The organism is Qipengyuania flavescens, from assembly GCF_029688735.1.
Classification (GTDB): Bacteria; Pseudomonadota; Alphaproteobacteria; order Sphingomonadales; family Sphingomonadaceae; genus Qipengyuania.
Map to the genome: position 1 here is coordinate 499,999 of NZ_JARULD010000001.1, position 22,815 is coordinate 522,813.

General features: G+C 64.7%; 20 protein-coding genes. 8 read left to right on the plus strand and 12 right to left on the minus strand.

The annotated features are described in order from the left end of the window. Window positions 1–18 precede the first annotated feature (18 nt). The 7 genes from P8R33_RS02515 to P8R33_RS02545 all read left to right on the plus strand — a co-directional run bounded on the left by P8R33_RS02515 (window position 19) and on the right by P8R33_RS02545 (window position 5,857). Window positions 19–366 (plus strand): hypothetical protein, encoded by a 348-nt coding sequence (locus P8R33_RS02515; protein WP_278327412.1) that lies wholly within the window; start codon window positions 19–21, stop codon window positions 364–366. Next, window positions 363–1,301 (plus strand): N-acetyl-gamma-glutamyl-phosphate reductase, encoded by a 939-nt coding sequence (argC, locus tag P8R33_RS02520; protein WP_278327413.1) that lies wholly within the window; start codon window positions 363–365, stop codon window positions 1,299–1,301. The genes P8R33_RS02515 and argC overlap by 4 nt, the downstream gene beginning before the upstream one ends. Window positions 1,302–1,532: 231 nt before the next feature. Further along, the gene (locus P8R33_RS02525) at window positions 1,533–1,871 is read left to right on the plus strand and encodes a P-II family nitrogen regulator (protein WP_278327414.1); all 339 of its coding nucleotides are present in this window, start codon (window positions 1,533–1,535) and stop codon (window positions 1,869–1,871) included. A 64-nt stretch (window positions 1,872–1,935) separates the two neighbouring features. Beyond that, window positions 1,936–3,345 (plus strand): type I glutamate--ammonia ligase, encoded by a 1,410-nt coding sequence (glnA, locus tag P8R33_RS02530; protein ID WP_278327415.1) that lies wholly within the window; start codon window positions 1,936–1,938, stop codon window positions 3,343–3,345. Window positions 3,346–3,560: 215 nt separating this feature from the next. After that, the gene (locus tag P8R33_RS02535; protein WP_278327416.1) at window positions 3,561–4,172 is read left to right on the plus strand and encodes a lysozyme; all 612 of its coding nucleotides are present in this window, start codon (window positions 3,561–3,563) and stop codon (window positions 4,170–4,172) included. Window positions 4,173–4,236: 64 nt separating this feature from the next. Then, window positions 4,237–5,271 carry a hypothetical protein gene (locus tag P8R33_RS02540; RefSeq protein WP_278327417.1) on the plus strand — a complete coding sequence of 345 codons (1,035 nt, stop codon included), beginning with the start codon at window positions 4,237–4,239 and terminating at the stop codon, window positions 5,269–5,271. A gap of 10 nt (window positions 5,272–5,281) precedes the next feature. Continuing rightward, window positions 5,282–5,857, plus strand: coding sequence for a fasciclin domain-containing protein (locus tag P8R33_RS02545; RefSeq protein ID WP_278327418.1), 576 nt, complete (start codon window positions 5,282–5,284; stop codon window positions 5,855–5,857). Window positions 5,858–5,867: 10 nt separating this feature from the next. Here the strand turns inward: P8R33_RS02545 and P8R33_RS02550 are convergent, their stop codons facing one another. From P8R33_RS02550 to P8R33_RS02565, 4 genes are all read right to left on the minus strand, one after another. Further along, complete coding sequence (locus P8R33_RS02550) at window positions 5,868–10,082, minus strand: translocation/assembly module TamB domain-containing protein (RefSeq protein ID WP_278327419.1); 4,215 nt, start codon at window positions 10,080–10,082, stop codon at window positions 5,868–5,870. Continuing rightward, a complete protein-coding gene (locus P8R33_RS02555) occupies window positions 10,082–12,220 on the minus strand; it encodes an autotransporter assembly complex protein TamA (protein WP_278327420.1) in 2,139 nt (712 codons plus the stop codon). The genes P8R33_RS02550 and P8R33_RS02555 overlap by 1 nt, the downstream gene beginning before the upstream one ends. Before the next feature lies 1 nt (window position 12,221). After that, a complete protein-coding gene (locus P8R33_RS02560; RefSeq protein ID WP_278327421.1) occupies window positions 12,222–13,064 on the minus strand; it encodes an arginyltransferase in 843 nt (280 codons plus the stop codon). Window positions 13,065–13,243: 179 nt separating this feature from the next. Continuing rightward, on the minus strand, window positions 13,244–14,497 hold the full coding sequence (locus tag P8R33_RS02565; protein WP_278327422.1) for a threonine ammonia-lyase: 1,254 nt from the start codon (window positions 14,495–14,497) through the stop codon (window positions 13,244–13,246). Between the two features lie 107 nt (window positions 14,498–14,604). Between P8R33_RS02565 and P8R33_RS02570 the strand changes: the two genes are divergently transcribed. Then, window positions 14,605–16,254: an amidohydrolase gene (locus P8R33_RS02570; RefSeq protein ID WP_278327424.1), complete on the plus strand. Its 1,650-nt coding sequence runs from the start codon at window positions 14,605–14,607 to the stop codon at window positions 16,252–16,254. On the opposite strand, the gene tatC is transcribed toward P8R33_RS02570, so the two are convergent. The 8 genes from tatC to argS all read right to left on the minus strand — a co-directional run bounded on the left by tatC (window position 16,239) and on the right by argS (window position 22,777). Beyond that, window positions 16,239–17,033: a twin-arginine translocase subunit TatC gene (gene tatC, locus P8R33_RS02575; RefSeq protein ID WP_278327425.1), complete on the minus strand. Its 795-nt coding sequence runs from the start codon at window positions 17,031–17,033 to the stop codon at window positions 16,239–16,241. The genes P8R33_RS02570 and tatC overlap by 16 nt on opposite strands. A 1-nt stretch (window position 17,034) precedes the next feature. Beyond that, the gene (tatB, locus tag P8R33_RS02580) at window positions 17,035–17,484 is read right to left on the minus strand and encodes a Sec-independent protein translocase protein TatB (RefSeq protein WP_278327426.1); all 450 of its coding nucleotides are present in this window, start codon (window positions 17,482–17,484) and stop codon (window positions 17,035–17,037) included. A 25-nt stretch (window positions 17,485–17,509) separates the two neighbouring features. Further along, window positions 17,510–17,740 carry a twin-arginine translocase TatA/TatE family subunit gene (gene tatA / locus P8R33_RS02585; RefSeq protein ID WP_278327427.1) on the minus strand — a complete coding sequence of 77 codons (231 nt, stop codon included), beginning with the start codon at window positions 17,738–17,740 and terminating at the stop codon, window positions 17,510–17,512. Window positions 17,741–17,790: 50 nt separating this feature from the next. Then, window positions 17,791–18,399: an SMC-Scp complex subunit ScpB gene (gene scpB / locus P8R33_RS02590; protein ID WP_278327428.1), complete on the minus strand. Its 609-nt coding sequence runs from the start codon at window positions 18,397–18,399 to the stop codon at window positions 17,791–17,793. Then, entirely contained in the window at window positions 18,392–19,201 is an 810-nt protein-coding gene (locus P8R33_RS02595) for a segregation and condensation protein A (protein WP_278327429.1), read from the minus strand. The genes scpB and P8R33_RS02595 overlap by 8 nt, the downstream gene beginning before the upstream one ends. Next, window positions 19,198–20,220, minus strand: coding sequence for a beta-N-acetylhexosaminidase (gene nagZ, locus P8R33_RS02600; protein WP_278327430.1), 1,023 nt, complete (start codon window positions 20,218–20,220; stop codon window positions 19,198–19,200). The genes P8R33_RS02595 and nagZ overlap by 4 nt, the downstream gene beginning before the upstream one ends. 80 nt (window positions 20,221–20,300) lie before the next feature. Further along, window positions 20,301–21,035: an SPOR domain-containing protein gene (locus tag P8R33_RS02605; protein WP_278327431.1), complete on the minus strand. Its 735-nt coding sequence runs from the start codon at window positions 21,033–21,035 to the stop codon at window positions 20,301–20,303. 2 nt (window positions 21,036–21,037) lie between these two features. Beyond that, a complete protein-coding gene (gene argS, locus P8R33_RS02610) occupies window positions 21,038–22,777 on the minus strand; it encodes an arginine--tRNA ligase (RefSeq protein WP_278327432.1) in 1,740 nt (579 codons plus the stop codon). Window positions 22,778–22,815 lie beyond the last annotated feature (38 nt).

Consider the following 22,815-nt stretch of genomic DNA (forward strand, 5'->3'; position numbering starts at 1 on the left):
ACGGATTTACCCGGAAGCGTGACCTCGCCTGCTAGCTACACATTGCCCGACGGCATCGTCGGACTGAAGGGTCCGGTGGACCGCCCCGCTCTGGGCACGCTGCCCCTGCGCGGTGACCTTGCGCATATCGCGCTGGCAGGCCGGTATCTTGCTGCGCATTACGTGATTCCTCAGCTGCGCCGCGTCGGTAGCGAGGCCGTGACGCTCAAGATCGCCATGCGCGACGATGCCGATGACGGTGCGACGATCGATGCAGGCACCGAAATCGAACTGCTCGATTGTGCGGGCGACTGGGCCTGGATCGCCTGCGGCCCCGAGGGGCCCAGCGGCTACGTCCGTCTCGGCGCGCTCGCTCCTGCCGCGTGACACACCGGATTTTCATCGACGGGGCTGCGGGCACGACAGGCCTCGAAATCGCCGACCGGCTGAAGGATCGTACCGAGTTCGAGCTGATCGCTCTCGACGACGCGCAACGCAAGGACACCGCGGCGCGCCGCGAAGCGCTGAACGAGGCGGATGTAGCCATTCTCTGCCTGCCGGACGATGCCGCGCGCGAGGCGGTCGAGCTGGTCGATCCCGCGAGCGGCACGCGCATTATCGACGCATCGAGTGCGCACCGCACGACTGAAGGCTGGTGCTACGGCTTTCCCGAACTGGTCGGCCAGGAACGCGTGGCCAATGCCAGGCGAGTGAGCAATCCGGGCTGCTATCCGACCGGCTTCCTCGCTCTGATCGCGCCCTTGGTTCAGGCCGAGCTACTACCTGCCGCCTGGCCCTTCACCGTCAACGCGGTCAGCGGCTATTCGGGTGGCGGCAAGGCGCTGATCGAGCGCTATGAGAGCGGCGCCGCGCCGGGCTTTCGTGCCTACGGCTACGATCTCGCGCACAAGCACCTGCCCGAAATGAAAGCGCACGCGGGACTGGAACACCCGGTGCTTTTCGCGCCGGCCGTGGTGCCGGTGTTCCGCGGGATGATCGTGGAAGTTCCGCTGCATCTCGGCGCGATGGAAAACGATCCGCATGCCGACGATCTGCGCGATGCGCTGCGCGAGTTTTATGATGGCTCAAGCGTCGTGACGGTGAGCTCCGCACCCGCGCCGGCCGAGTTGACGCTTGAGCCCCAAGCTGCGCCGTCGGACGGCATGGAGCTGTTTGTGGTCGGCAACGAGGGCGGCTCGAACGCCCGTCTCGTCGCCAAGCTGGATAACTTGGGCAAAGGTGCCAGCGGAGCAGCTGTGCAGAACCTCAACCTCATGTGCGGGCTGCCCGAGACTGCAGGCTTGAAGCTCGTATCTGCCTAAATCTTAGGCAGACCTAGTTCGGTCCTTAGGCATCGGTAAGGACCGCGTTCGAAGCAATTGCGCCGCACCCGCCGAACCATTCCCGAAAATGGCGCAAATCCGCCCCGCCGCTTGCTGAATCGATCCCGGCCAGCCTATCCCGCGCTTGGCACGATTCTTGGAACGCCGCGCGCAGGCGCGCATTCGGTTTACCAAGGCGCAATTCATTTGGCAGGCGGGACACCAGCAAGCGTGAAAAAGATCGAAGCGATCATCAAACCCTTCAAGCTCGACGAGGTGAAGGAGGCGCTGCACGAAATCGGCGTGTCCGGCATCACCGTGACCGAAGCGAAAGGCTTCGGCCGCCAGAAGGGCCACACCGAACTTTATCGCGGTGCCGAATATGTCGTCGACTTCCTGCCCAAGGTGAAGCTCGAAGTGGTCGTTGCCGACGACGTGGCCGAGCGCACCGTTGAAGCCATCGCCGCAGCCGCTCAGACCGGCCGTATCGGCGACGGCAAGATCTTCGTCTCGCCGATCGAGAGCGCGCTGCGCATCCGCACCGGCGAGAAGGATAACGACGCAATCTGACTCAATGCGGCGTGTCGCACAGGCGCGCCACGAACCCATCCGTTCAAACGAAAGGCAAGACATCATGGCAAGTGCAAAGGACGTCCTCAAACAGATCAAGGACGACGGTATCGAGTGGGTCGACCTGCGCTTCACCGACCCGAAGGGCAAGTGGCAGCACCTGACCATGGTCGCCAAGATCCTTGGCGAAGACGAGCTCGAAGACGGCCTGATGTTCGACGGTTCCTCGATCGCCGGCTGGAAGGTGATCAACGAAAGCGACATGATCCTGAAGCCCGATCTCGAGCGGGTCTATGTCGATCCGTTCAGTGCCGAGCCGATGATGATCGTGTTCTGCGACATCGTCGAACCCTCGACCGGCGAATGGTACGCCCGCGACCCGCGCACCACCGCCAAGCGCGCCGAAGCCTTCCTCAAATCGACCGGTATCGGCGACACGATCTTCGTCGGTCCCGAAGCCGAATTCTTCATGTTCGACGATGTCCGCTTCGAAGACGGTTATGCGGGTTCGGGCTACGCGATCGACGATATCGAACTGCCGACCAATAGCGGCAAGGAATATGAAGCGGGCAACATGGCCCACCGCCCGCGCGCCAAGGGCGGATATTTCCCCGTCGCCCCGGTGGACAGCGCCGTCGACATTCGCGGCGAGATGGTCGCGACCATGATCGAAATGGGCCTGCCCTGCGATAAGCACCACCACGAGGTGGCCGCTGCCCAGCACGAGCTCGGCCTCACCTTCGGCACCCTGGTCGAAACCGCCGACAACATGCAGATCTACAAGTATGTCGTGCACCAGGTCGCCCATGCCTATGGCAAGACCGCGACCTTCATGCCCAAGCCGATCAAGGACGATAACGGCAGCGGCATGCACACCCACATGTCGATCTGGGACGACGGCAAGCCGACCTTCGCGGGCAACCAGTATGGCGGGCTGAGTGAAAACTGCCTCTATTACATCGGCGGCGTCATCAAGCACGCCAAGGCGCTGAACGCCTTCACCAACCCGACCACCAACAGCTACAAGCGTCTGGTACCGGGCTTCGAAGCGCCGGTGCTGCTGGCCTATTCGGCACGCAACCGCTCGGCTTCCTGCCGCATCCCTTACGGTGCGGGCGACAAGGCGAAGCGCGTAGAATTCCGATTCCCCGACGCGATGGCCAACCCATACCTCGCCTATGCCGCGCTGCTGATGGCGGGCCTCGACGGGATCCAGAACAAGATCCACCCGGGCGAAGCGATGGACAAGAACCTCTACGACCTGCCCCCGGCAGAGCTCGCCGAGGTCCCGACCGTCTGCGGAAGCTTGCGCGAAGCACTAGAGGCGCTGCAGGCCGACCACGAATTCCTGCTGCAGGGCGACGTTTTCACCAAGGACCAGATTGACGCTTATTGCGAACTGAAATGGGAAGAAGTCATGCGTGTCGAAACGACGCCGTGCCCGGCAGAATTCGACCTCTACTACAGTGCTTAACCTTTAGCGGTCATAGCAACCCCATCACCGAGGAGGGCGTCCGGAGCGATCCGGGCGCCCTTTTTCTTCGCGGACCGGACGAGCCTCGTAACGATCATCCCCGATATGTGACGAAAGGGACCGCCAGTTCTGGCGATTTGCACCCAAACCATTTTCCTACTGCGCCATTTCCTGCTTGATCGCTTCGCGTCCTGTTTGAGCAAGGAGCGCTTTTCATGAACCGCAAATCCGTTTTCGATGCCGTCCGCCGGCTGCTTGGTCGGGGGTTTCGCCAATCCGAAGTCGATGCGCTCGACCGCGCACTCGACGAGGCGACCGGCGTTGCTACCGAGAGCCGCGACGGCGTGCAGCACAAGGCAAGTCAGCGCGGGATCGATCTCATCAAGCGCTTCGAAGGATGCGCCCGCGTCAGGCGCGACGGGCTGGTCGAAGCCTATCCGGACCCCGGGACGGGCGGTGCGCCCTGGACCATCGGCTGGGGCGCGACGGGTGCGGGCATCGGGCCCGGTACCGTATGGACGCAAGCACAATGCGACGCGCGGCTCGAACGCGATATAGCCCGTCACGGGGAGGATGTTGCGCAAGCCCTCGGCAACGCCCCGACCACGCAAGCCCAATTCGATGCTTTGGTCAGCTTCCATTACAACACCGGCGCAATCGCACGGGCCACGCTCACCAAGCGCCATCTCGCCAGAGATTACGAAGCTGCCACCGCAGAGTTCGCACGCTGGAACCGCGCTGGTGGCCAAATCATGCAAGGCCTCGTCCGCCGGCGCGAAGAAGAAGCACGGCTATATCGCTCCGGGTATCGGATGAACGCCGGCTAAACGCTCCGTTGTGAAGGAACCGCGCGCACACACGCGGCGTTGCTTTAGCCAAAGGAGACTTAACATGCGTTATATTCTGTGCGGTGCGGCAGCGGTTGCGCTTGCCGCGTCGGGAGCCATGGCGCAGCCGGGAAACGGCAAGGGCAATGGTAACGGCAACGGGGGCGGCGGTCAGTCTGCCGCCTCGATGAACAAGGGTAATGGGAATGCCAACCGCGGTAATCGCGGGAATGGCAATGCCGCCAAGCAGCGTGGGCCCGATCGTCAGGTGCAACGCGACCGTGGGCCGCAGCGCTCGGCCAATCGCGGCAATGGGAACGGAAACGGAAACGACAATGGCAATGCGATCCGTGCCGACCGGGGTAACGGGAACGGCAATGCCGCTCGCGTAAATCGCGGCAATGGTAATGGAAACGGCAATGAATTCATTCGCCGCGGCGATCGTGACGTTCGCTCGGTAACGCGTGTGGACTATCGCGATGGCCGCGACTTCCGTCGCATCGACCGATCGCGCAGCTACATCGAAGGCTGCCCTCCGGGTCTGGCGAAGAAGCGCAACGGTTGCATGCCTCCGGGCCAGGCGAAGAAGTATTACGATCGCGGCCTTTTCGGCCAGTCCTATCGCCCGAGCCTGTTCGGCCTGAACAATTATCGCGACGGTCGCTATGCCTATAACGACGGGTATCTGCTGCGGCTCGGCAGCGGCGGCGGGATCAGCGGTTATATCCCGCTACTCGGCGGCGCGCTCGGCATCGGGAATCCGTGGCCGAGTTCCTACGATTATTACAACGTCCCCGACTACTACGTCGATTATTACGACCTCGGCCGCCAGGGGCAGTATCGTTATGCGGACAATGTGATCTATCGCTACGATGCGGAAGACGCGGCGATCATGTCGGTTGCGGCCCTGCTGACCGGTGACGAGTTCCAGGTCGGCCAGCCGATGCCGCGCGGGTATGACGTCTACAACGTCCCCTATGCATATCGCGACAGGTATTACGACACGCCCGACAGCATGTACCGTTATTCCGACGGTTACGTCTATCGCATGGACCCCGAAACCCGCCTGGTCGCCGCGGCGATCGAACTGCTTATCTGAGGAGGATGGCATGAAATCGATCGTTAAGAACGCGCTTGCCGCGGCGGCACTGGCTGCCTTACCTCTCGTCGCAGCATGCTCCGACGGGGCCGAGGCCGATGCCGAGACGCTGTCGGAAACCCGCGATGAAAGCACCCAGTCTCTCGGTGGCGCGCTTGGCGCCATGAACGACGTGTCGACGTTGCGAAATGCCCTCACCGAAACGGAACTGGCCGGTATTCTCGATGGTCCCGCAAGCTATACCGTGCTCGCGCCCAACGATGCGGCTTTCGAGAAGCTCGGCGAAGCGTCCGCCGACCTGTCGGAAGAAGAGCAAAAGCCAATTTTGCTTGCCATCGTCCGCGATCACCTATTGCCGGGGCACCTCACGCCGGAAACCATCCGCAGCGCTATCGAAGCGCAAGGCGGTTCGGTGAGCATGACCACGCTCGGCGAAGGTGATGTGACTTTCGCGATGGAGGGCAACAACCTTACCGTTTCACTCGGCGATGGCGCCCAGGCGCGCATCATTGGCGAACCGGTGGCGTCCAACAACGGCGTCATCATTCCCCTCGATACCGTACTGGTCCCGAGCGAAAACGGCTGACCCGCCTTGCTCAATAATCGCGGCTGATCTCGGCGACGACACTTTCGCGTCCGACCGTCGAGACGGCCGCGAGGAGCGATAGCCAGCTGGTTACGCGGAACTCGACCTCGGTCGCGCTATATCCGCGCCCGTCGGTAATGATCTCCGCGTAGAACCTGCGCCCGAAATTCTTGCCCAGCGCAACGCCGGTCCCGCGACCCAAAGCGGGATCGGCGCTTACTATGCGCAGCCGGTCCAGCCCGATGGCACTACGCAGCTGGTTGATCGGGTCCATCCCACCGCCACCACGCAGGCTGGCCAGCGCCGCGCCGAGCTGCAGCGCATCGGTTGCCGAGAGGCTCGTGACCGATCCGCCGAACAGCAGGCGAGCGAGGATTTCCTCTTCCGGCAGTGCGGGATTGGAGCTGAAGGTGATCTCCGGTTGGGTCGCGCTGCCGCGCACATTGACTTCGACCGTCAGACCGTCGCTTTCGGTTTCCGCGCGAATGTCGAGGCGCGGATCGATCGGCTGGTTCGCATCGAATTCGATCCGTCCGCGGGTCAGCTCGAAGCGCGTTCCGGCGAAGGTATAATCGCCGCGCACCACTTCGGCGCGTCCGCCGATGCGCGGATCGTCGGTCGTCCCCCGCAGAATAATGTCGGCGCCCCATTCGCTATCGAGGCCCATCCCGTCGACGTCGATCCGGCTCGGGGCCGTCGCATCGATCAGATAGCGCCATGGCCGCGATGGTGCGACGGCCTGCTCGCGATTGGCCGGCGTGTTGATTTCGCGCGTCGCGATTTGCGGCAAGCGTAGATCGTCCGCCGCAGTTCCCAGCCGCCAGCTTGCTCTATCGACACGCACCCGGCCTGCAATCGTCCCGCCAAGGCCGTTCGATACGATCCGCAACGGCCCGCTGATAGTGGCATTGAGTCCGTTCGCTTGCAGCAATTGCGCGTTCGATGCCGAGGCCCGCAGGTCGATGATCGGCCCACGCACCTCCAGCACCCGCCCTTCGACCGGCTCGCCGATGGTGCGCAGATCGACGATCCCGCTACCGCTGACCGTGCCGCCGTTGGGCGTCTCGCCGCTGAAGCGCGTCAGTTGCAGCCGCGACCCGGAGAAACGCCCGCGCATCGCGACGCTGCGGATGTCGGTGCCTGATAGCGAACTCTGTACGCGCATAGCATCGCTCGAGACCGACCCTCGCACCGTCGGATCGGCCAGCGTGCCGGTAGCATCGGCCGCGACCGAGACCGGCCCGGTCAGGTCGAAGGCATCGATCGCGGCAAGGCGCCAGAGACTCTCTGCCGCACCATTGTAACGCAGCTGGCCGAACAATCGCCCTGCCCGCAGGCGTTCGAGCAGATCGCCCGATTGCGGCAGACCGGAAATGCGCGCCTGCAGGCGTCCGCGCCGGATGTCCTCGTTACGCATGAGCGCGCGGGTTTCAAGATCGCTTTCCGTAAGACGCGCCACCAGCGACAAATCGACCGGTCGAGACGTCAGCACCAGGCCGGAGCGCGTCAGCCCGTCGACTTTCACGCGCGCGAGCCCGACCGGCAGGCCACCTTGCCCGACGCGGTATTCGACCGTGCCCGATATCGTCCCGCCGAGTCCGGTATCCGCGCTCGCCAGATCGACCAGCGACAGCGGCATACGCGCAAGCTTGAGATCGAGCTCGGTCCGCTCGCCGCCGAACAGCCCGGCGGCGATCATTCCGCCATCGCCGTAGATCACTTGCGCCGGCGCAAGGCGCCATCCGGCGTCGGTGCTGGTGAGCACCGCGCGGCGCGGCATCTCGATCGCCTTGCCCGCGAATGTCCCGTCCAGGGCCACAGCAATTTGCTCGGGCCGGAAGCGCGCATTCATGTCCATTTCGAAGCGCGCGTTGCGGCGGCCCGAAATCGAGGCATCGACGCTACCGATCCCGTTCTCGACCTCGCCCTGCGCGGCGAAACGACCGATGAAGAGCGAGCCATAAGAGAGGCCAGCTCCGCGCGCGGAGCCGGAGAAGCTGGTCAGCCCTTCGCCGACTACGCCCGTCGCGTCGATCCGGGCGCGGGCGATCCGGATGGGGGTGGCGCCACCGAAGCTGGCATTGCGTGCGGTAAGATCGACGTCGACACCCTGGCCGCCACCGCGCGGTGCCAGCGCCACAGTCCCGTCGAGTCCCCCGCCCACGAACGCGAGATCGCCTTGTGCGCCGCCATCCACCAGCGTCAGCGCACCGGTGACGGTCGTATCGCTGACGGTAAGCGTCTCGACGTCTATGCGGGTGGGCCCGTTCGCCGGCGAAAATAGACCGAGCTGACCTGCGAACGGCCCGAGCGGCGAACCGCCTTCGGTCTCGATGGCGAACCCCTCGTCGGTCGGTGCAATCGCGACGCGCACGTCGGTGAACCCGCTGACCGGTTCGGCGAATACGAGTTCGGCCTCGGGACCGGAGTCCGTGAGCGCGGCGACGACGGTAAAATCGCCATAGTCCACATGCCGCCCGCTGCCCGCGATGCTGGTGGTGCCGTCACGCACGCTGCCGTTCAGCCGCATCGTAAGCTTGCTCGCATCGAGCCTCACGTTGTCGAACACGAGCGGGCGATCCCCGCCGATGGCCAGCCCGCCGCGCACACGGATCGGCGTCCCGGCGAGATTGGCCAGCGTGTCGTTCGTGACGGGCGAGATCCGGGCATAGAGATCGGCGGAAACGCGCCAGGGCGCGCCCGACGCAAGCGTCAGGTCAATGACGGCCGTGCCGCCTGCCGTGCCCACATTGTCAAGCGCCAGCCGGTCGGCCCGCACCGGCCCGCGGATCTGGTAACTACCGCTGTCGAGGTTGCCCCGCAGCGCAAGGTTCGCACCGAGACCGGGAAAGGCGATCCGCAAATCGTCTGCCAGCAATTGCGAGCCGCTGAGCACGATCGTGCCCTCCCCGCGTCCGTTCACAAGCCGCGGATCGACCAGCGCATTGCCGCTGGTGATACGGCCCACGGCGAGATTGAGCGGCAGCGTCCAGCGCGTCCCGTCGTAGGTCGCGGTGCCCTGCTGCCGGACATTCGCCAGAACGGTCCCGCTCGCATCGAGTTCATCGACCGTCAGATCGTGCACGATGGTCAGGTCGGAGAATGCCCCGTCGATCGTGGCATTCACCTCGCCGCCGCGGATCGCGAGGTCGGGCCCGAAGAGATTGGGGTCGCGCAACAAGCCCTGCACGACCAGGTCGTCGGCGCGGTTCTCGGCGAGGTCGACTGCGCCCTCGGCATCGAGCCGGATGCCGCTTCCGAGCAGTTGCGTGCGCCCATCGAAGATGCGGTCGTCGATAGTGGCGGAGGATTTGATTGCGACATCGCTGCCGAGCGCGGCCAACGGCAAGCCCTCGAGGAAGGCAGAAGGGTCAAGCTTGCCGACCAGGCCGAAGCGTCCGCTGCGATTGGTGATCTTCAGCGCGGCGACGCGATCCGTTTCGCTGCGCAGGAGCAGGCCACCGTTCCACGCGCTCCAGGTACCGGATCCACGCACGCGGGCTTGATAGGCTTCGTCGAGGCCTGCCAGAGCCACGACCGGGCCGTCGGCTGCCGCGTCGAGATCGAGCGACAGGTCGAAATTGTCGCCATCCGGCTCGGCATCGAGCAGCAATGCGATGCGGTCCTGCTGGCCCAGACGACCGTCCGCCTCGACCATCAACCTCCGGTCGGTGACCTGCACTTCGCCGGCCAGGTCGACTCGCTGGGCGGTGTCGCCGGCGATGCCGGGTGCGAGCATCAGATTGTCGATCTCGAACGCGTCGATCGAGATGTCGAAACCGGGCAGGATCGGCCCTTCTTCCTCGCTCGGGATGAATTCGGGAATACGTTGCAAGGTGGCACGGCGCGCTGCGAAGCTATCGATCTCCAGCCGGTTGTTCAGCCATGCGCCGGGGTTCCAGTCCACTTCGGCCCGCGGGATGGTCATGAAGACGCCCTGCGGATCGGACAGCCGCACATCGTGCAGCACGGCGGCACCGTAGAGATTCCCCTCGATCCGCCCGATCTGAATGTTGAGCCCGTTCGGCAACGTCCGCTCGCCGATCTGCTTGGCGAGAAAGCGCTCTCCCAGCGGCGTGTTTAGCACGACCACCGCGCCGACGATCAGCAGGATGATCGCCCCTATTATCCCCAGCAGCCATTTGCCGACGCGGCCCATGCGCGATTTGCGGCGCGGCGCGGGCTCTGCGGCGGGTGCCGGTTCGACTTCGGTGGCCTCTGCCATCAGAAGGCCTGCCCTAGACCGACATAGACCGCGACGGGAGAATCGTCAGGACCGGGATTGAGAGGCACGCCCACGTCGAGGCGGATCGGGCCGAAGCCCGTGGTGTAACGCACGCCGATGCCCGCGCCGATCTTGATCTCGCCGAAGTCCGGCGTTGCCGAGGTGGAGACGCTGCCCGCATCGACGAAAGGCACGACCGACACGGCGCCGTCGAGGAAGCCGGTGCCGATCCGCGCCTCGAGCGAGAATTCGACGAGGCTGCGTCCGCCGATCGGTTCGTCAAACTCGTTCTTCGGCCCGATCGAGCGATAGGCATAGCCGCGCACCGATCCGCCGCCACCGGCATAGAGCCTGCGCGACGGAGCCACACCGACGAGGTCCGCGCCCTGGATCGTCGCAAACCGCGCCCTCGCCGCAACCACATAACGGTCGCCGATCGACTGATAATACGAGGCGTCGGCCTGATTGCGCAGGTAGTAGTATTGCTGGCCCTGCGTTCGCGAGGTTTCCGGGGCAAGGAATCCGGTCAGGCGATAGCCGCGGGTCGGGTCGAGCAACGAATCGCTGGTGTCGATGGTAGCCCGCCCGAAGATCGAGCCGACGAAATAGGTCTGCCGCGGCCGCGGCATGCCGTCGACGATGCGATTGCGCTCGTCGGTAGCGAGGATTTCCGCGCCGACGGCCCAGGATAGCGGTTTCTGGAACAGGAGGGTCGACAGCCGCTCATAGGTGCCGGTCAGCGCCACGGTGTTCGCGTCATAGGCCGCATTGTCGATCGTCGAGGCATAGGCGTCGAGCGTCAGCACCTTGTCGCGGCCGCCGAGATTGTTGCGGCGGAAAGTCACCCCGGCAAGCTGCTCTTGCGTGCCGACGATGCCGCGCACGCGCAGCGATCCTTCGGGTGGGAAGAAATTGCGATGCTCCCAGCTCGCCTGGACCCGGATGCCCTCTTCCGAGCCATAGCCGATCGCGCCCGCGATGGTGCGCACCTTGGCGCGTTCCAGTTCGACATCCATCGCCACCACGCCGGGCTCGTCGCCCTGCGGTGCCTGCACCTCGCGCGGGGTAACCGAAACCGTCGAGACGAGGCCGGTCGCCGTGACCGCACGGCGCAGGTCGAGATCGAGGCTGCGCTGATAGACATCGCCCGGATCGAAGCGGGCGATCGAGGCCAGGTGTCGCGAGGACAGGAAGTCGGGATCGTTACTGACGACTTCGCCGAACACGTACTTCCCGTTCGGGCGCACCGGCATGGTCAGGTCGCCCTCTTCGCGCTCGTGATCGATCAGCAGTTCCGGCTCGTCGATCTCCGCGAAGGGATAGCCGGTCTCGCCCAGCTTACGGTCGAGATCGAAGCGTTCCTGCACGATCATATCGCTCTGCAGGAAATCGCCCGGCTGAATTTCGAATGCCGCGCGCAAAGTGTCCGCATCGGGCGCGGTGGGCAGCTCGCCGAGGTCGATGGCGCCATAGCGATACCGGTCGCCGGGAATGACATCGAAACGCACGCGCGGGCTGGTATCGGCATTGTCCTCGCCCGGCTCCGGCGAAGCGAGCGTCCGGATGACCTGCCCGTCGTAATATCCATAGACCCGCAACAGGGTCTCGAGCAGTTCCTGATCGGCCTTGGCGCGGGCGGCGACCTGCGCTGGATTTTCCTCGCCGTCGTCCTCCAGTTCCTCGATCGTCGACAGCGCCTCGAAGCGCTCGACGAAGACGGCGCTTTCGAGAAACGGGGGCTCTTTTTGCGGGAAGGCCAGCATCAGCGAGTCGGAAAGATCGAAGGTCTCGGCTTCGTCGAAGGCGAGGCGCGGGTTGTCGGGCAGCAGGTCGACGAATTCGATATCTTCGTCTGGCTCGAGATCCTGCAATGGCTCGAACTCGAGATCCTCGGGCCAGGCGAGGTCCATGCCGGGAATGTCGTCGATCGGAGTGTCCGCCTCGATCTCGGCGAAATCGTCATTCTCGGACCCCTGCGGGCCGTCGGTGCCCTGCGCTGCCCAGTCTTCCGGATTATCCAGCGCGCTGTCGGGGATCAGCTCCTCGAGTTCCTCTGCGGTCGAGCGATCTTGCGCTAGCGCGGGTTGGGTAACGAGCGCGGCCGAAGCCATGCCGAGCGCCAGGGCCCGGCGAGCCACGTCAATCGGCGAGCTTGTACTCGGCGGGGTTGCCGTCCTTGGCGGGCAGCGCACCGTCGCGCTTGCGGCTTCGCGGTGCGGTGGCTGCAGCAATGAGCCGGCGCTGCTCGTCGTCGCCCATGCGTTCCCAGCCTGCGCGTCCGAGCTTTTCGAGCGGACGATAGCGGACCTTGTACTGCATCCGCTCCGCCCCTTCGACCCAGTAACCGAGATAGACGTAAGGCAGTCCGCGCTCTGCCGCGCGGCGGATGTGGTCAAGAATGATGTAATTCCCAAGCCCAGCCCGATCCTCATGCTCCGGGTCGTAGAAGCTGTAAATCATCGACAGCCCGTCACCCTGGAAATCCGTTAGACATGCTCCGACCAGGCGACCCGGCTCGGCGCCGATTCCCGGCTCCCTGTATTCAACGACATAGCTGGATACAGGCGTGTGTTCCACCATATCCGCAAAGTCGGTATCTTCCATCTGCGTCATTCCACCACCCGGGTGCCGCGATGCAAGGTATTTCTGCAACAGCTGGAACTGCTCGTCGGTCGCCCAGGGGCGGCATTCGACCGAAACCAGGTCGTCATTGGCCTTGAGTGCACGGCGCTGCGTCTTGGATGGCTTGAACTCGTTGGCGACCACGCGCACCGAAACGCAGGCCTGGCAGTCGAGGCATGAGGGGCGGTAGGCGACCGTCTGGCTGCGGCGGAAACCGATCCGCCCGAGCGCTTCGTTCAACTCGTCGGCATTGGCGCCGCGCAGTTCCGTGAACACCTTGCGCTCGCTCTTGCCCGGCAGATACGGACAGGGCGCAGGGCTCGTCACGAAAAAGCGGGGAAAGCGGATCGGTGCTGTCACGGCTGCGGGCATCCTTTCATCGCGAAATCGGCTTACGGCAAAGCATCTTTCTGCCGCATTTACGATTTCTTGACTCTGTTATGCAGCTTCCGGTTCCGGGTTAAAAGGCCCTTAACCATGAAAAGCGGGCTTGCCTCGTCAAACGACTCGCGATTTGTGGAAAAGCGTGCAGCTGCCGATCAGGCCAGTTCGGCCAGTTCCACATCGTAGCCTTTGGCCCGCAGGCCTTGCACCAGGCCGTTTATCTGCGCCTCGTCGCGCGCCTCGCATTCGATTTCGGCCGTCAGCCCCTTGGCAGGCAGCAGAGTGAAGATGCGCTGGTGATAGATTTCGATGATATTCACATTGTGCGCATCGAATTCGCGCATCACCTTGAAGAGAGCGCCCGGGCGATCTTGCAAAGTGATCTGGAGCCGGGCAAGGCGACCGGAGCGAGCCAAGTCGCGCAGCAGAACGTTGGCGAGCAGCCGCGTGTCGATATTTCCGCCGCACAGCACCAGGCCGAGGGTCTTGCCAGCGAACTTCTCCGGATGCGACAGCACCGCCGCCAAACCCGCGGCGCCCGCGCCCTCGACGACGGTCTTCTCGATCTGGAGCAGCAGCGAGACCGAATGCTCCAGCTTCGGCTCTTCCACCAGCAGCACTTCATCGACCAGCTCGCGAATGATCTCGCGCGTGAATTCGCCGGGTGCCTTGACCGCGATGCCTTCGGCAAGCGTATCGCCGCCGCAGGGCCGCTCGTCGCCGGTGACTGCCGAATACATCGACGGATAGAGCGCAGCCTGTACGCCGATCATTTCGATGTTCGGGTTCAGCGCCTTGGCGACCGTAGCCATGCCGCTCATCAGCCCGCCCCCGCCGATGGGCACCACCAGGCAGTCGAAATCGTCCTTTTGCTCGAGCATTTCCAGCGCAACCGTGCCCTGCCCGGCCGCAACATGCGGATGGTCGAAGGGATGGACGAAAGTCAGCCCGCGCTCTTTTTCAAGCTTGCGTGCGTGCGCATAGGCCTCGTCGAATGTCTCGCCGTGCAGCTCGACATTTCCGCCGACGCTTTCGGTCTGCATCACCTTCACGCTGGGCGTGGTCTGCGGCATCACGATCGTTACCGGCACACCAAGCCGCCGCCCGTGATAGCTCAGCCCCTGCGAATGATTGCCCGCCGACGCCGCAATGACGCCCCGCGCCCGCTGTTCTTCGGGTAGTTGCAGCAGGGCGTTGAGCGCGCCGCGTTCCTTATAGGCCGCGGTGAACTGGTGGTTCTCGAACTTGAGCCAGATGTCCGCCCCGGAAATCTCCGACAACGTCTGCGAGCGCAGCATGGGCGTCTTTACCACCGCGCCGTCGATGCGCGAAGCCGCAGCCCGCACGTCGTCGAGGGTCAACAGATCGGTCGCCTTGTCGTGGGCGCGCGCGGTGGATGCAGTGCTCATGGCCCCCGCCCCTACGGCGCACACGGGGACGGCGCAATCTCGTAAAGGGTTTGCCTGCGCCAAGCTATGCCTTATCGCGCCGGGACACGATGACACGGGGCCGCTCGATGAAACTGAAATTCCTCACTGCACTTCTCGCCTGCACCATGGCGACACCAGCACTCGCCGACGTGCTGATCGACAATGTCGAGGGGCTGACCATCGACGAGGACGGCGATGTCAAGCGCTTCACGGGCCTCGTGATCGGCGACGACGGCAAGATCGTCCAGTTGCTGGAGCGCGGCGACGACAAGCCGCAGACCGATTACCGAGAAGACGGCCAGGGCCGGGTGATGATCCCCGGTCTGATCGATGCGCATGCGCACGTCATGGGTGTCGGCATCGGAGCGCTGACGCTGGACCTGTCCGACACGCGCTCGCTCGACGAAGCACTGGCGAAGATCGCCGCTTTCGCTGCCGAGAACGAGGCGCGACCCTGGATTCTCGGGCGCGGCTGGAATCAGGAGCAATGGGGCCTCGGGCGCTTCCCGACGGCGGCCGAGTTGGACCGGGCGGTTTCGAACCGGCCGGTCTATCTCCAGCGGGTCGATGGCCATGCCGGCTGGGCGAATACCCTCGCCTTGGAGGCCGCGGGCATAACCGCGGAAACGAAGTCCCCGGAAGGCGGCCGGATAGAACGGCTGGCCGGATCGCAGGAGCCATCCGGCGTTTTCGTCGATGCCGCCGAAGTGCTGATGAACCGCGCCATCCCCGCGCCGCGCCCGGTCGAGCGCGACCTTGCCTTCGCCGAAGCGCAGAAGGTTTTGCACCGGCAGGGCATCACAGCGGTGGCCGACATGGGCACGACGATCGAGGACTGGCAGGCCTTCCGCCGCGCAGGCGATCGCGGCACGCTGACGCTGCGGATCATGAGTTATGCCGCCGGGCCCGACCAGATGGAGCTGATCGCAGGCTCTCGCCCCTCGCCCTGGCTGTATGACGACAAGCTGCGGATGAATGGCGTAAAGCTCTATCTCGACGGCGCGCTTGGCAGCCGCGGAGCGTGGCTCAAGCAGCCCTATGCCGACGATCCGGGCAACACCGGCCTGCCGCTGACCAGCCCGGCCAAGCTGCGCAACATCCTCGTCCGCGCGGCGCAGGGCGATTTCCAGCCCGCCGTCCATGCCATCGGCACTGCCGCCAATGCCGAGGCGCTCAATGCCATTAGCGAGATCGCCGAGAGCTTCCCCGGCGACCGGCGCTGGCGCATCGAGCACGTGCAGATCGTCGATCCGGTCGACCTGCCGAAACTCGGGCAGAACGGCGTCATCGCCAGCATGCAGCCGGTCCACCAGATCAGCGACCGCCTGATGGCGGAAGCACGGCTTGGTCCGAACCGGCTTGACGGGGCCTATGCCTGGAACACGATCCTCGGCCTTGGCGGGAAGCTGGCCTTCGGCTCGGACGCGCCGGTCGAGAGCGCCGATCCTTTCGCCGGGATGGCCGCCGCGACGACCCGTATGGACGCCAATGGAGAACCCTTCGGCGGCTGGCGACCGCAGGACCGCGTCAATCGCGAGCAGGCGCTGGCGGGCTTTACCGCTTGGGCGGCCTATGCCGGATTTGCCGAAGGGCGGTTCGGTCGGCTGCTACCCGGCGAGCAGGCGGACTTCGTGCTGGTCGATACCGATCCGCTGATGGCGACACCAGCGCAGCTACGCGCGACGAAGGTGCTGGAGACCTGGGTCGGCGGCCGGAAAGTCTACGACGCGGACTGAGGCTCTTCAGGCTCGGCCTCGTCCTTGATCTTCTTGCGATCGGTAAAGCGCATGAGGATCAAGGAGCCTTCGAAGAGTAGCAGCAGTGGTATCGCCAAGAGCAATTGCGACCCGGGATCGGGCGGCGTGATGATCGCCGCGAGCGCGACAACGAGCACGATGACATAGCGGCGCGCGCCGACCAGCTGCTCGCGTGTCACGATGCCGGCGCGATGCAGCAGCAGGAGCAGCACCGGCAGCAGGAAGCTCATCCCGAAAGCGAGGATGAACTGCATCACGAGGCCGAGATATTCGTTCGCCGTCGGCAGCGCCTGGATTTCCAGCCCGCCAGCCGTTCCCTCGAAGCCGAGAAACCAGCGGAAAGCCGTCGGCATGACGACATAATAGGCCAGCGCCGCACCGGCTCCGAACAGGATCGGCGTCGCGAGCAGGAACGGCAGGAAAGCCCGTTTCTCCTTCGCATAGAGACCGGGGGCAACAAACGCCCACAGCTGGTTGGCGATGATCGGGAAGCTGAGGCAGAAGCCCGCGAACAATGCGACCTTCAACTCGACGAAGAACACTTCGTAGAGCTTCGTGAAGATCAGCTGCCCCTCCCCGGCCGGAAAGGCAGCCTTGAGCGGCTGGATCAGGAAGCCGAGGATCGGATCGGCAAAATAGAGGCACACGCCGAACGCCACCACCAACGCGAGGATGCAACGCACCAACCGTGCGCGCAGCTCGATCAGATGGTCGAGCAATGGGGCCTGCGTTTCGTCGATGTCCTTGATTACCGCCATGTCACGCGTCTTTCGTGGGTGGCGGAGGGGGATCGAGCGGCAGCGAAGGCTCTTCGGTTTCCGGCGGAGCGTGCTCGGGCGCTTTCACCGGTGCCGCGCGGCGAATGGCCGCTTCTGCAGCGGCGTCGGGATCGGGCACTTCGTCCGCAGCGGCCAGCGCCTCCATCTGCGGCGGGACGAGATTGTCGGGCGCACCGCCGGCGGGATCGTCTCCGGTCGGATATTCGGCCATGATCCGCTTGTTGCGGTCGGCCCATTCCTTTTCCATGTCCTCGATCTCGGCCTGCCGGACCATCTCGTCCAGCCCGGCGCGGAAATGGCCCGAGACCTTGCGCAGCTTGCCGATCCAGCGACCCGCCGTGCGCATGGCCTTCGGCATATCCTTGGGACCGATCACGATGATCGCCACCACGACGATCACCAGCAGTTCGGCAGCGCCGATATCGAACATGGAATGCCTACCGCGGTCTAGCCGGTCACTTAGTGTCGCTGGTCGATTTGACCTGACTGTCCTTCAGGCCATCGTCGGCCGGCTTCGCTTCGTGCTGGATCCGCGGGGCAGGCTTCTCGTCGTCTTCGTTCATGCCCTGCTTGAAGCTTTTGATGCCCTTGCCGAAATCGCCCATCATTTCGGAAATACGCCCGCGCCCGAACAGGACGAGGATGACGATGGCGATGATGATAAGCTGCCAGGGACCGAGCGACATGATGAAACCTTTTTCGTAGCTGTGCTGCCTATATAGGCGTGTGCGGCGCGCTACGCCAGTGAGCTATCGTCCGGCGCGTCTTCCGTTTCGCTATCGGTCACTGCCTCGCCCATCAGGTCTTCATAGGCATCTTCGACCGGGTCGAGCAGGCCAGTGCCGCGCAATTCCGCGATACCGGGCAGGTCGCGGCGGCTGGCAAGGCCGAAATGTTCGAGGAAGTCGGGCGTTGTGGCGTAGATCGTTGGGCGACCGGGCACCTCGCGCCGTCCGGCGATCTTCACCCAGCCCGCCTCCATCAGCACGTCGAGCGTCCCGCCGCTGGTCTGTACGCCGCGGATCGATTCGATTTCGGCGCGGCTGACCGGCTCGTGATAGGCGATGATCGCGAGAACTTCGGTAGCCGCTCGGCTGAGGCGGCGCAGCTGTTCTTTCTCTCGCCTAAGGAGATGCGCAAGGTCCGGCGCGGTTTCGAAATGCCAGCGCTTAGCCCGCTCGACCAATCGGATGCCGCGCTCCTCGTAATGCCCTGCTAGCTTGCGTAGCGCCTCGCGCACATCGCTGGGCGCCGCATCGCCGAGGAAACCTGCAAGCGCATCAGCAGTCATCGGCTCCTCGGCAGCGAACAGCGCGGCCTCCAGCGCGCGGGCAAGGTCATCCATGTGGCGCAGCCCGCCTAAGGTGCAGCGGCCCGAAGGTCTCCTCCTGCTGCAGCTCCGCCTTGCCTAGGCGGGCCAGTTCCAGCGCGGCGACGAAGCTGGAAGCCAGCGCCGACTTGCGCAGCCGCGGTTCGGCATGCGGCGGCAGGAAGCTGCGCAGCTCCATCCAGTCGAGCGATACGCCGAGCATGTGCGACACCCGGTCGAGCGCGCTTTCGAGCGTCATCACCGGCCGGTCGCGCACCATGTGGATGGCCGGGGCGGTGCGCGCCTTGACCCGTCCGTATGCCTCGATCAGCGCGAACTGGTCGCTTTGCCACAGCGTCTTGCGCGCGATCTCCAGCCCCTCCGGTGCGCCGCGCAGGAAAACATCGCGCCCGATGCGGTTGCCGCCCATCAGCCGCGCCGCCGCATCGCGCATCGCGCCGAGCCGCTGCAAGCGCAGCTGGAGCTTGAGCGCCAGTTCCTCCGGGCTCGGATCCTCTTGCTCGTCCTTGGGCAGCAGCATCGCGGATTTGAGGTAAGCGAGCCAGGCGGCCATCACGAGATAGTCCGCCGCCAGCTCCAGCTTCAGCGCACCGGCCTGCTCGATGTAGTTGAGATATTGGTCGACCAGTGAAAGGATCGAGATCGAGCGCAAGTCGACCTTCTGCCGCCGCGCGAGGTCAAGCAGCAGATCGAGCGGCCCTTCCCATCCGTCGAGCTCCAGATAGAGCGCATTCTCGTCCACTTTCGCCTCGGAGGCGATGCCGTCCCAGTCGTCTTCGGCATCCGCTTCGGCGAAGAGGAAGCCGTCGCCGGTCACGCCGCCGCGCCTTCGGCCACTGCCAGCAAGGCATCGCGCTTGGCCAGCAGCTCCGCCGTCTCGACGGCGTCCAGCGGATCGCCCATGGCGGCGTGCACGCGGTCCAACCGCTCGCGCGCCTGCTTCGATATCGTGCCGCAGCGTTCGACGATGCCTTCCATATCGTCACGCTTCGCCCAGCAATTGAGCACGATATCGCACCCCGCAGCGAGCGCCTGTTCGGAGCGTTCGGGAATCGTCCCGTCGAGCGCCTGCATGTCGATGTCGTCGGTCAGCAACAGGCCGTCGAAGCCGATCTGCTGCCGGATGACATCGTCGATCACCTTGCTCGACAGCGTGGCCGGGCGATCCGCATCCCACGCAGTGAAGACGATGTGCGCGCTCATGCCAAGAGGATGGTCGGATAGCGTGCGGAAGGGCTCGATATCGGCCTCGAGCTCCGCAGCACTCACCTCCACGGTCGGCAGTTCCTTGTGTGTGTCGCAGGTCGCGCGGCCATGGCCCGGCATGTGCTTGAGGCACCCGACCACCCCCGCCCGTGCCATGCCGTCGAGCAGCGCGCGACCGAGGGCGGCCACCTGCATCGGTTCGTTGCCCAGCGCACGGTCCCCGATCACGTCGTCGGTCTCCGGACGCCGCACGTCCAGGGGCGCGTGGTAATCGACGCTGATACCGGCGAGCGCCAGTTCTAAAGCCATGGCTTCGGCATTGCAGCGCATCGCCTCGATGGCGGAAGCCGGCGCGATCTCGTATAGCCTGGCGAATGCCTCCCCCGCAGGATAGCGCGGCCATTCGGGCGGCTTCATCCGCGCGACGCGGCCACCTTCCTGGTCGATCGAAACGATCAGCCGGTCGCGGCCGTGGATGCTGCGCAGATCGTCCGTCAGCCAGCGAAGCTGCTCCCGATTTTCGCAGTTGCGTGCAAACAGGATGTATCCCGCGGGATCGGCTTCCTTGAAGAAGGCCCGTTCATCGGTCGTAAGCTCGGGGCCGGAAATGCCGAAGATGGCAGGTGTCATGAACGCAAACTGCGGTGTTTCGGGGGGTGCGGCAAGCTTTTACCCCGTGCGAAGTGTGGAAATTACGTCGGCTTGCAGTCCTATTTCACGAAACAGGCAAGACCATCCGACTTCAAGGCGTTGCACAGGCGGTTTGCGGCAGCGCGGTCACCCGGCAGAGCCTGCAGGCGGTAGACCCGTCCGATGTCGACCTGAGCCTCCACCACTCGGTGCCGCACGCCGTTCAGCGCTTCGGTCTGGCGCGTCAGATTGGTCCACGCCGCTTCCGCATCCGCGCGATTGGGGAAAGCCCCGACCTGCACGGCAGTGCCGCTGGCCGCCGGCACGGGAGCCGGGGCCGGACGCGTCGCGGGGCTTTCCGCCGCGCCGTCATCGTTGAGAGTCGAAGCGATCGAAGGACCGGCGACCCTTTCGCCCTCCCGCTCGGCCTGCCCCTGTTGCGGCGAATCGGCGAGGCGGCCCTCTCGGGTTTCGCCTTCACCGACAGCGAAACTGGAATCGCCGGTGCCGGGGAAGACCTTGCCACCCTCGTTTTCCGGCTTCGTCTTGTAAGGTTCTTCCGGTGCAGCGATCAGGCTGCCGTCGGCGGGCGGCTCATCCGAGGTCGCGCGTCCGAAATACCAGATACCGCCCACGACCACCGCGAGCGCCAGCAGCGCCAGCACGCCGACCAGGACGATGCGTCCGGTGTCGAAACCGCCGCGCGGCTCATCGTCATCGGTTGCTTCGAGCCACGGCAGGCTCTCGTCCTCGGCCAGGTCCAGTTCTTCGCTGTCTTCCCAATTGTCGTCGCTGTCATAGGGCGTCGCAGCCATGCTCACATCTCCTCGACCGCTTCGACGCCGAGAATGGCGAGCCCGTTGCGGATGACCTGTCCGACGGCATCGGCGAGGAACAGGCGCGCTGCGGTGAGCTCGGCATCCCCCTCCTGAATGATCCGCTTGGACGGATCGTCGTTACCCGCATTCCAGAAACTGTGGAAGGCGGCAGCGAGATCGCCGAGAAAAAAGGCGATGCGGTGCGGCTCGCGCGCTTTGGCGGCGGATTCGACCACGCGCGGGAATTGAGCCGCCTCGCGCACCAGCGCGAGTTCGTCCGCGCCGAGCCGGTCGAGATGCTCGCCGGACGGCTCGACCCCGGCCTTACGCATGGTCGAGCGGATGCGGGCGTGGGCATATTGCAGGTAGAAGACCGGATTGTCCTTCGACGCCTCGACCACCTTGGCAAAGTCGAATTCCATCTGTGCTTCGGGTTTGCGAGTCAGCATGGAGAAGCGCACCACGTCCTTGCCCACTTCCTCGACCATGTCGGCGATGGTGACGAAATTGCCCGAGCGCTTGGACATCCTGATCGGCTCGCCGTTCCGCATCAGCTGGACCATCTGGACCAGCTTGACGTCGAAGGGGATAGCCTTGCCTTCCCCTTCCGACAGCGCGGCGACGGCGGCCTTGATGCGCTTGACCGTGCCGGCATGGTCCGCGCCCCAGATGTCGATCAGCTCGTCAGCGGACTGCGCCTTCTGCAGGTGATAGGCGAGATCGGCACCGAAATAGGTCCACGCACCGTTCGATTTCTTGATCGGGCGATCCTGATCGTCGCCGAATTGCGTGGACCGGAACAGCGGCAGTTCGACCGGCTCCCAATCCTCCGGCGGGGCCTTGCCTTTGGGCGCTTCGAGCACGCCGTCATAGACGAAGCCATGCTCGCGCAGCCACGCTTCTGCCGCTTCGGGCTTCTTCGCAGCCTGCAATTCGGCCTCGGAGGAGAAGAGGTCGTGATGGATGCCGAGCAGCGCCAGATCCTCGCGGATCATGTCCATCATCGCCGCCACCGCCTGCTCGCGGAAGATCGGCAGCCACTCGCTCTCCGGCGCATCCTTGTAGGCATCGCCGAACTGCTGCTTCAGCTGCTCGCCTACCGACCTGAGATAGTCGCCCGGGTAAAGCCCTTCGGGGATTTCGCCGATGTCTTCGCCCAGCGCTTCCCGATAGCGCAGGTGTGCGGAGCGGGCGAGCACGTCGACCTGCCCGCCGGCATCGTTGACGTAATATTCGCGCACCACGCGATGGCCGGCGAATTCCAGCAGGCCCGCCAGCGCATCGCCCACCACCGCTCCGCGGCAATGACCCATATGCATCGGGCCGGTCGGATTGGCGGAGACGTACTCGATGTTGACCGTGCGCCCGTCGCCCATGGTCGAGCGACCGTAATCCGCGCCGAGCGCAGCGATCGCTTCAAGCTCGCGCCGCCAGGCATCGTCGGCCAGGCGCATGTTGATGAAGCCCGGCCCGGCAATTTCGGTCGAGGTGATATCGGGATCGCGATCGAGATGCTCGACGATCTTCTCCGCCAGCGCGCGCGGATTGGTCTTCGCCTGCTTGGCCAGCACCATGGCGGCATTCGTCGCAAGGTCGCCATGCGAGGGATCGCGGGGCGGCTCCACCGTGACATTGCCGCGCGGCGTTTCGGGCGGAAGCGTGCCTTCCATCTCCAGCGCGTTCAGGATTGCATCGATACGCGCTGCGAAAGCCGCGTGGAGGGTCTGCATGTCAGCCATGGCGCGCGCCTAGCCCATTGGGCCAGATTCGCAAGAGA

Excerpts from the sequence above, each read along its gene's own strand:
- argS (WP_278327432.1), bottom strand. The coding sequence starts at position 22,777 with ATGGCTGACATGCAGACCCTCCACGCGGCTTTCGCAGCGCGTATCGAT.
- glnA (WP_278327415.1), top strand. The coding sequence starts at position 1,936 with ATGGCAAGTGCAAAGGACGTCCTCAAACAGATCAAGGACGACGGTATC.
- P8R33_RS02545 (WP_278327418.1), top strand. The coding sequence starts at position 5,282 with ATGAAATCGATCGTTAAGAACGCGCTTGCCGCGGCGGCACTGGCTGCC.
- P8R33_RS02550 (WP_278327419.1), bottom strand. The coding sequence starts at position 10,082 with ATGGCAGAGGCCACCGAAGTCGAACCGGCACCCGCCGCAGAGCCCGCG.
- P8R33_RS02535 (WP_278327416.1), top strand. The coding sequence starts at position 3,561 with ATGAACCGCAAATCCGTTTTCGATGCCGTCCGCCGGCTGCTTGGTCGG.
- tatA (WP_278327427.1), bottom strand. The coding sequence starts at position 17,740 with ATGTCGCTCGGTCCCTGGCAGCTTATCATCATCGCCATCGTCATCCTC.
- nagZ (WP_278327430.1), bottom strand. The coding sequence starts at position 20,220 with ATGACACCTGCCATCTTCGGCATTTCCGGCCCCGAGCTTACGACCGAT.
- tatB (WP_278327426.1), bottom strand. The coding sequence starts at position 17,484 with ATGTTCGATATCGGCGCTGCCGAACTGCTGGTGATCGTCGTGGTGGCG.
- scpB (WP_278327428.1), bottom strand. The coding sequence starts at position 18,399 with ATGGATGACCTTGCCCGCGCGCTGGAGGCCGCGCTGTTCGCTGCCGAG.
- P8R33_RS02605 (WP_278327431.1), bottom strand. The coding sequence starts at position 21,035 with ATGGCTGCGACGCCCTATGACAGCGACGACAATTGGGAAGACAGCGAA.
- tatC (WP_278327425.1), bottom strand. The coding sequence starts at position 17,033 with ATGGCGGTAATCAAGGACATCGACGAAACGCAGGCCCCATTGCTCGAC.
- P8R33_RS02565 (WP_278327422.1), bottom strand. The coding sequence starts at position 14,497 with ATGAGCACTGCATCCACCGCGCGCGCCCACGACAAGGCGACCGATCTG.
- P8R33_RS02540 (WP_278327417.1), top strand. The coding sequence starts at position 4,237 with ATGCGTTATATTCTGTGCGGTGCGGCAGCGGTTGCGCTTGCCGCGTCG.
- P8R33_RS02570 (WP_278327424.1), top strand. The coding sequence starts at position 14,605 with ATGAAACTGAAATTCCTCACTGCACTTCTCGCCTGCACCATGGCGACA.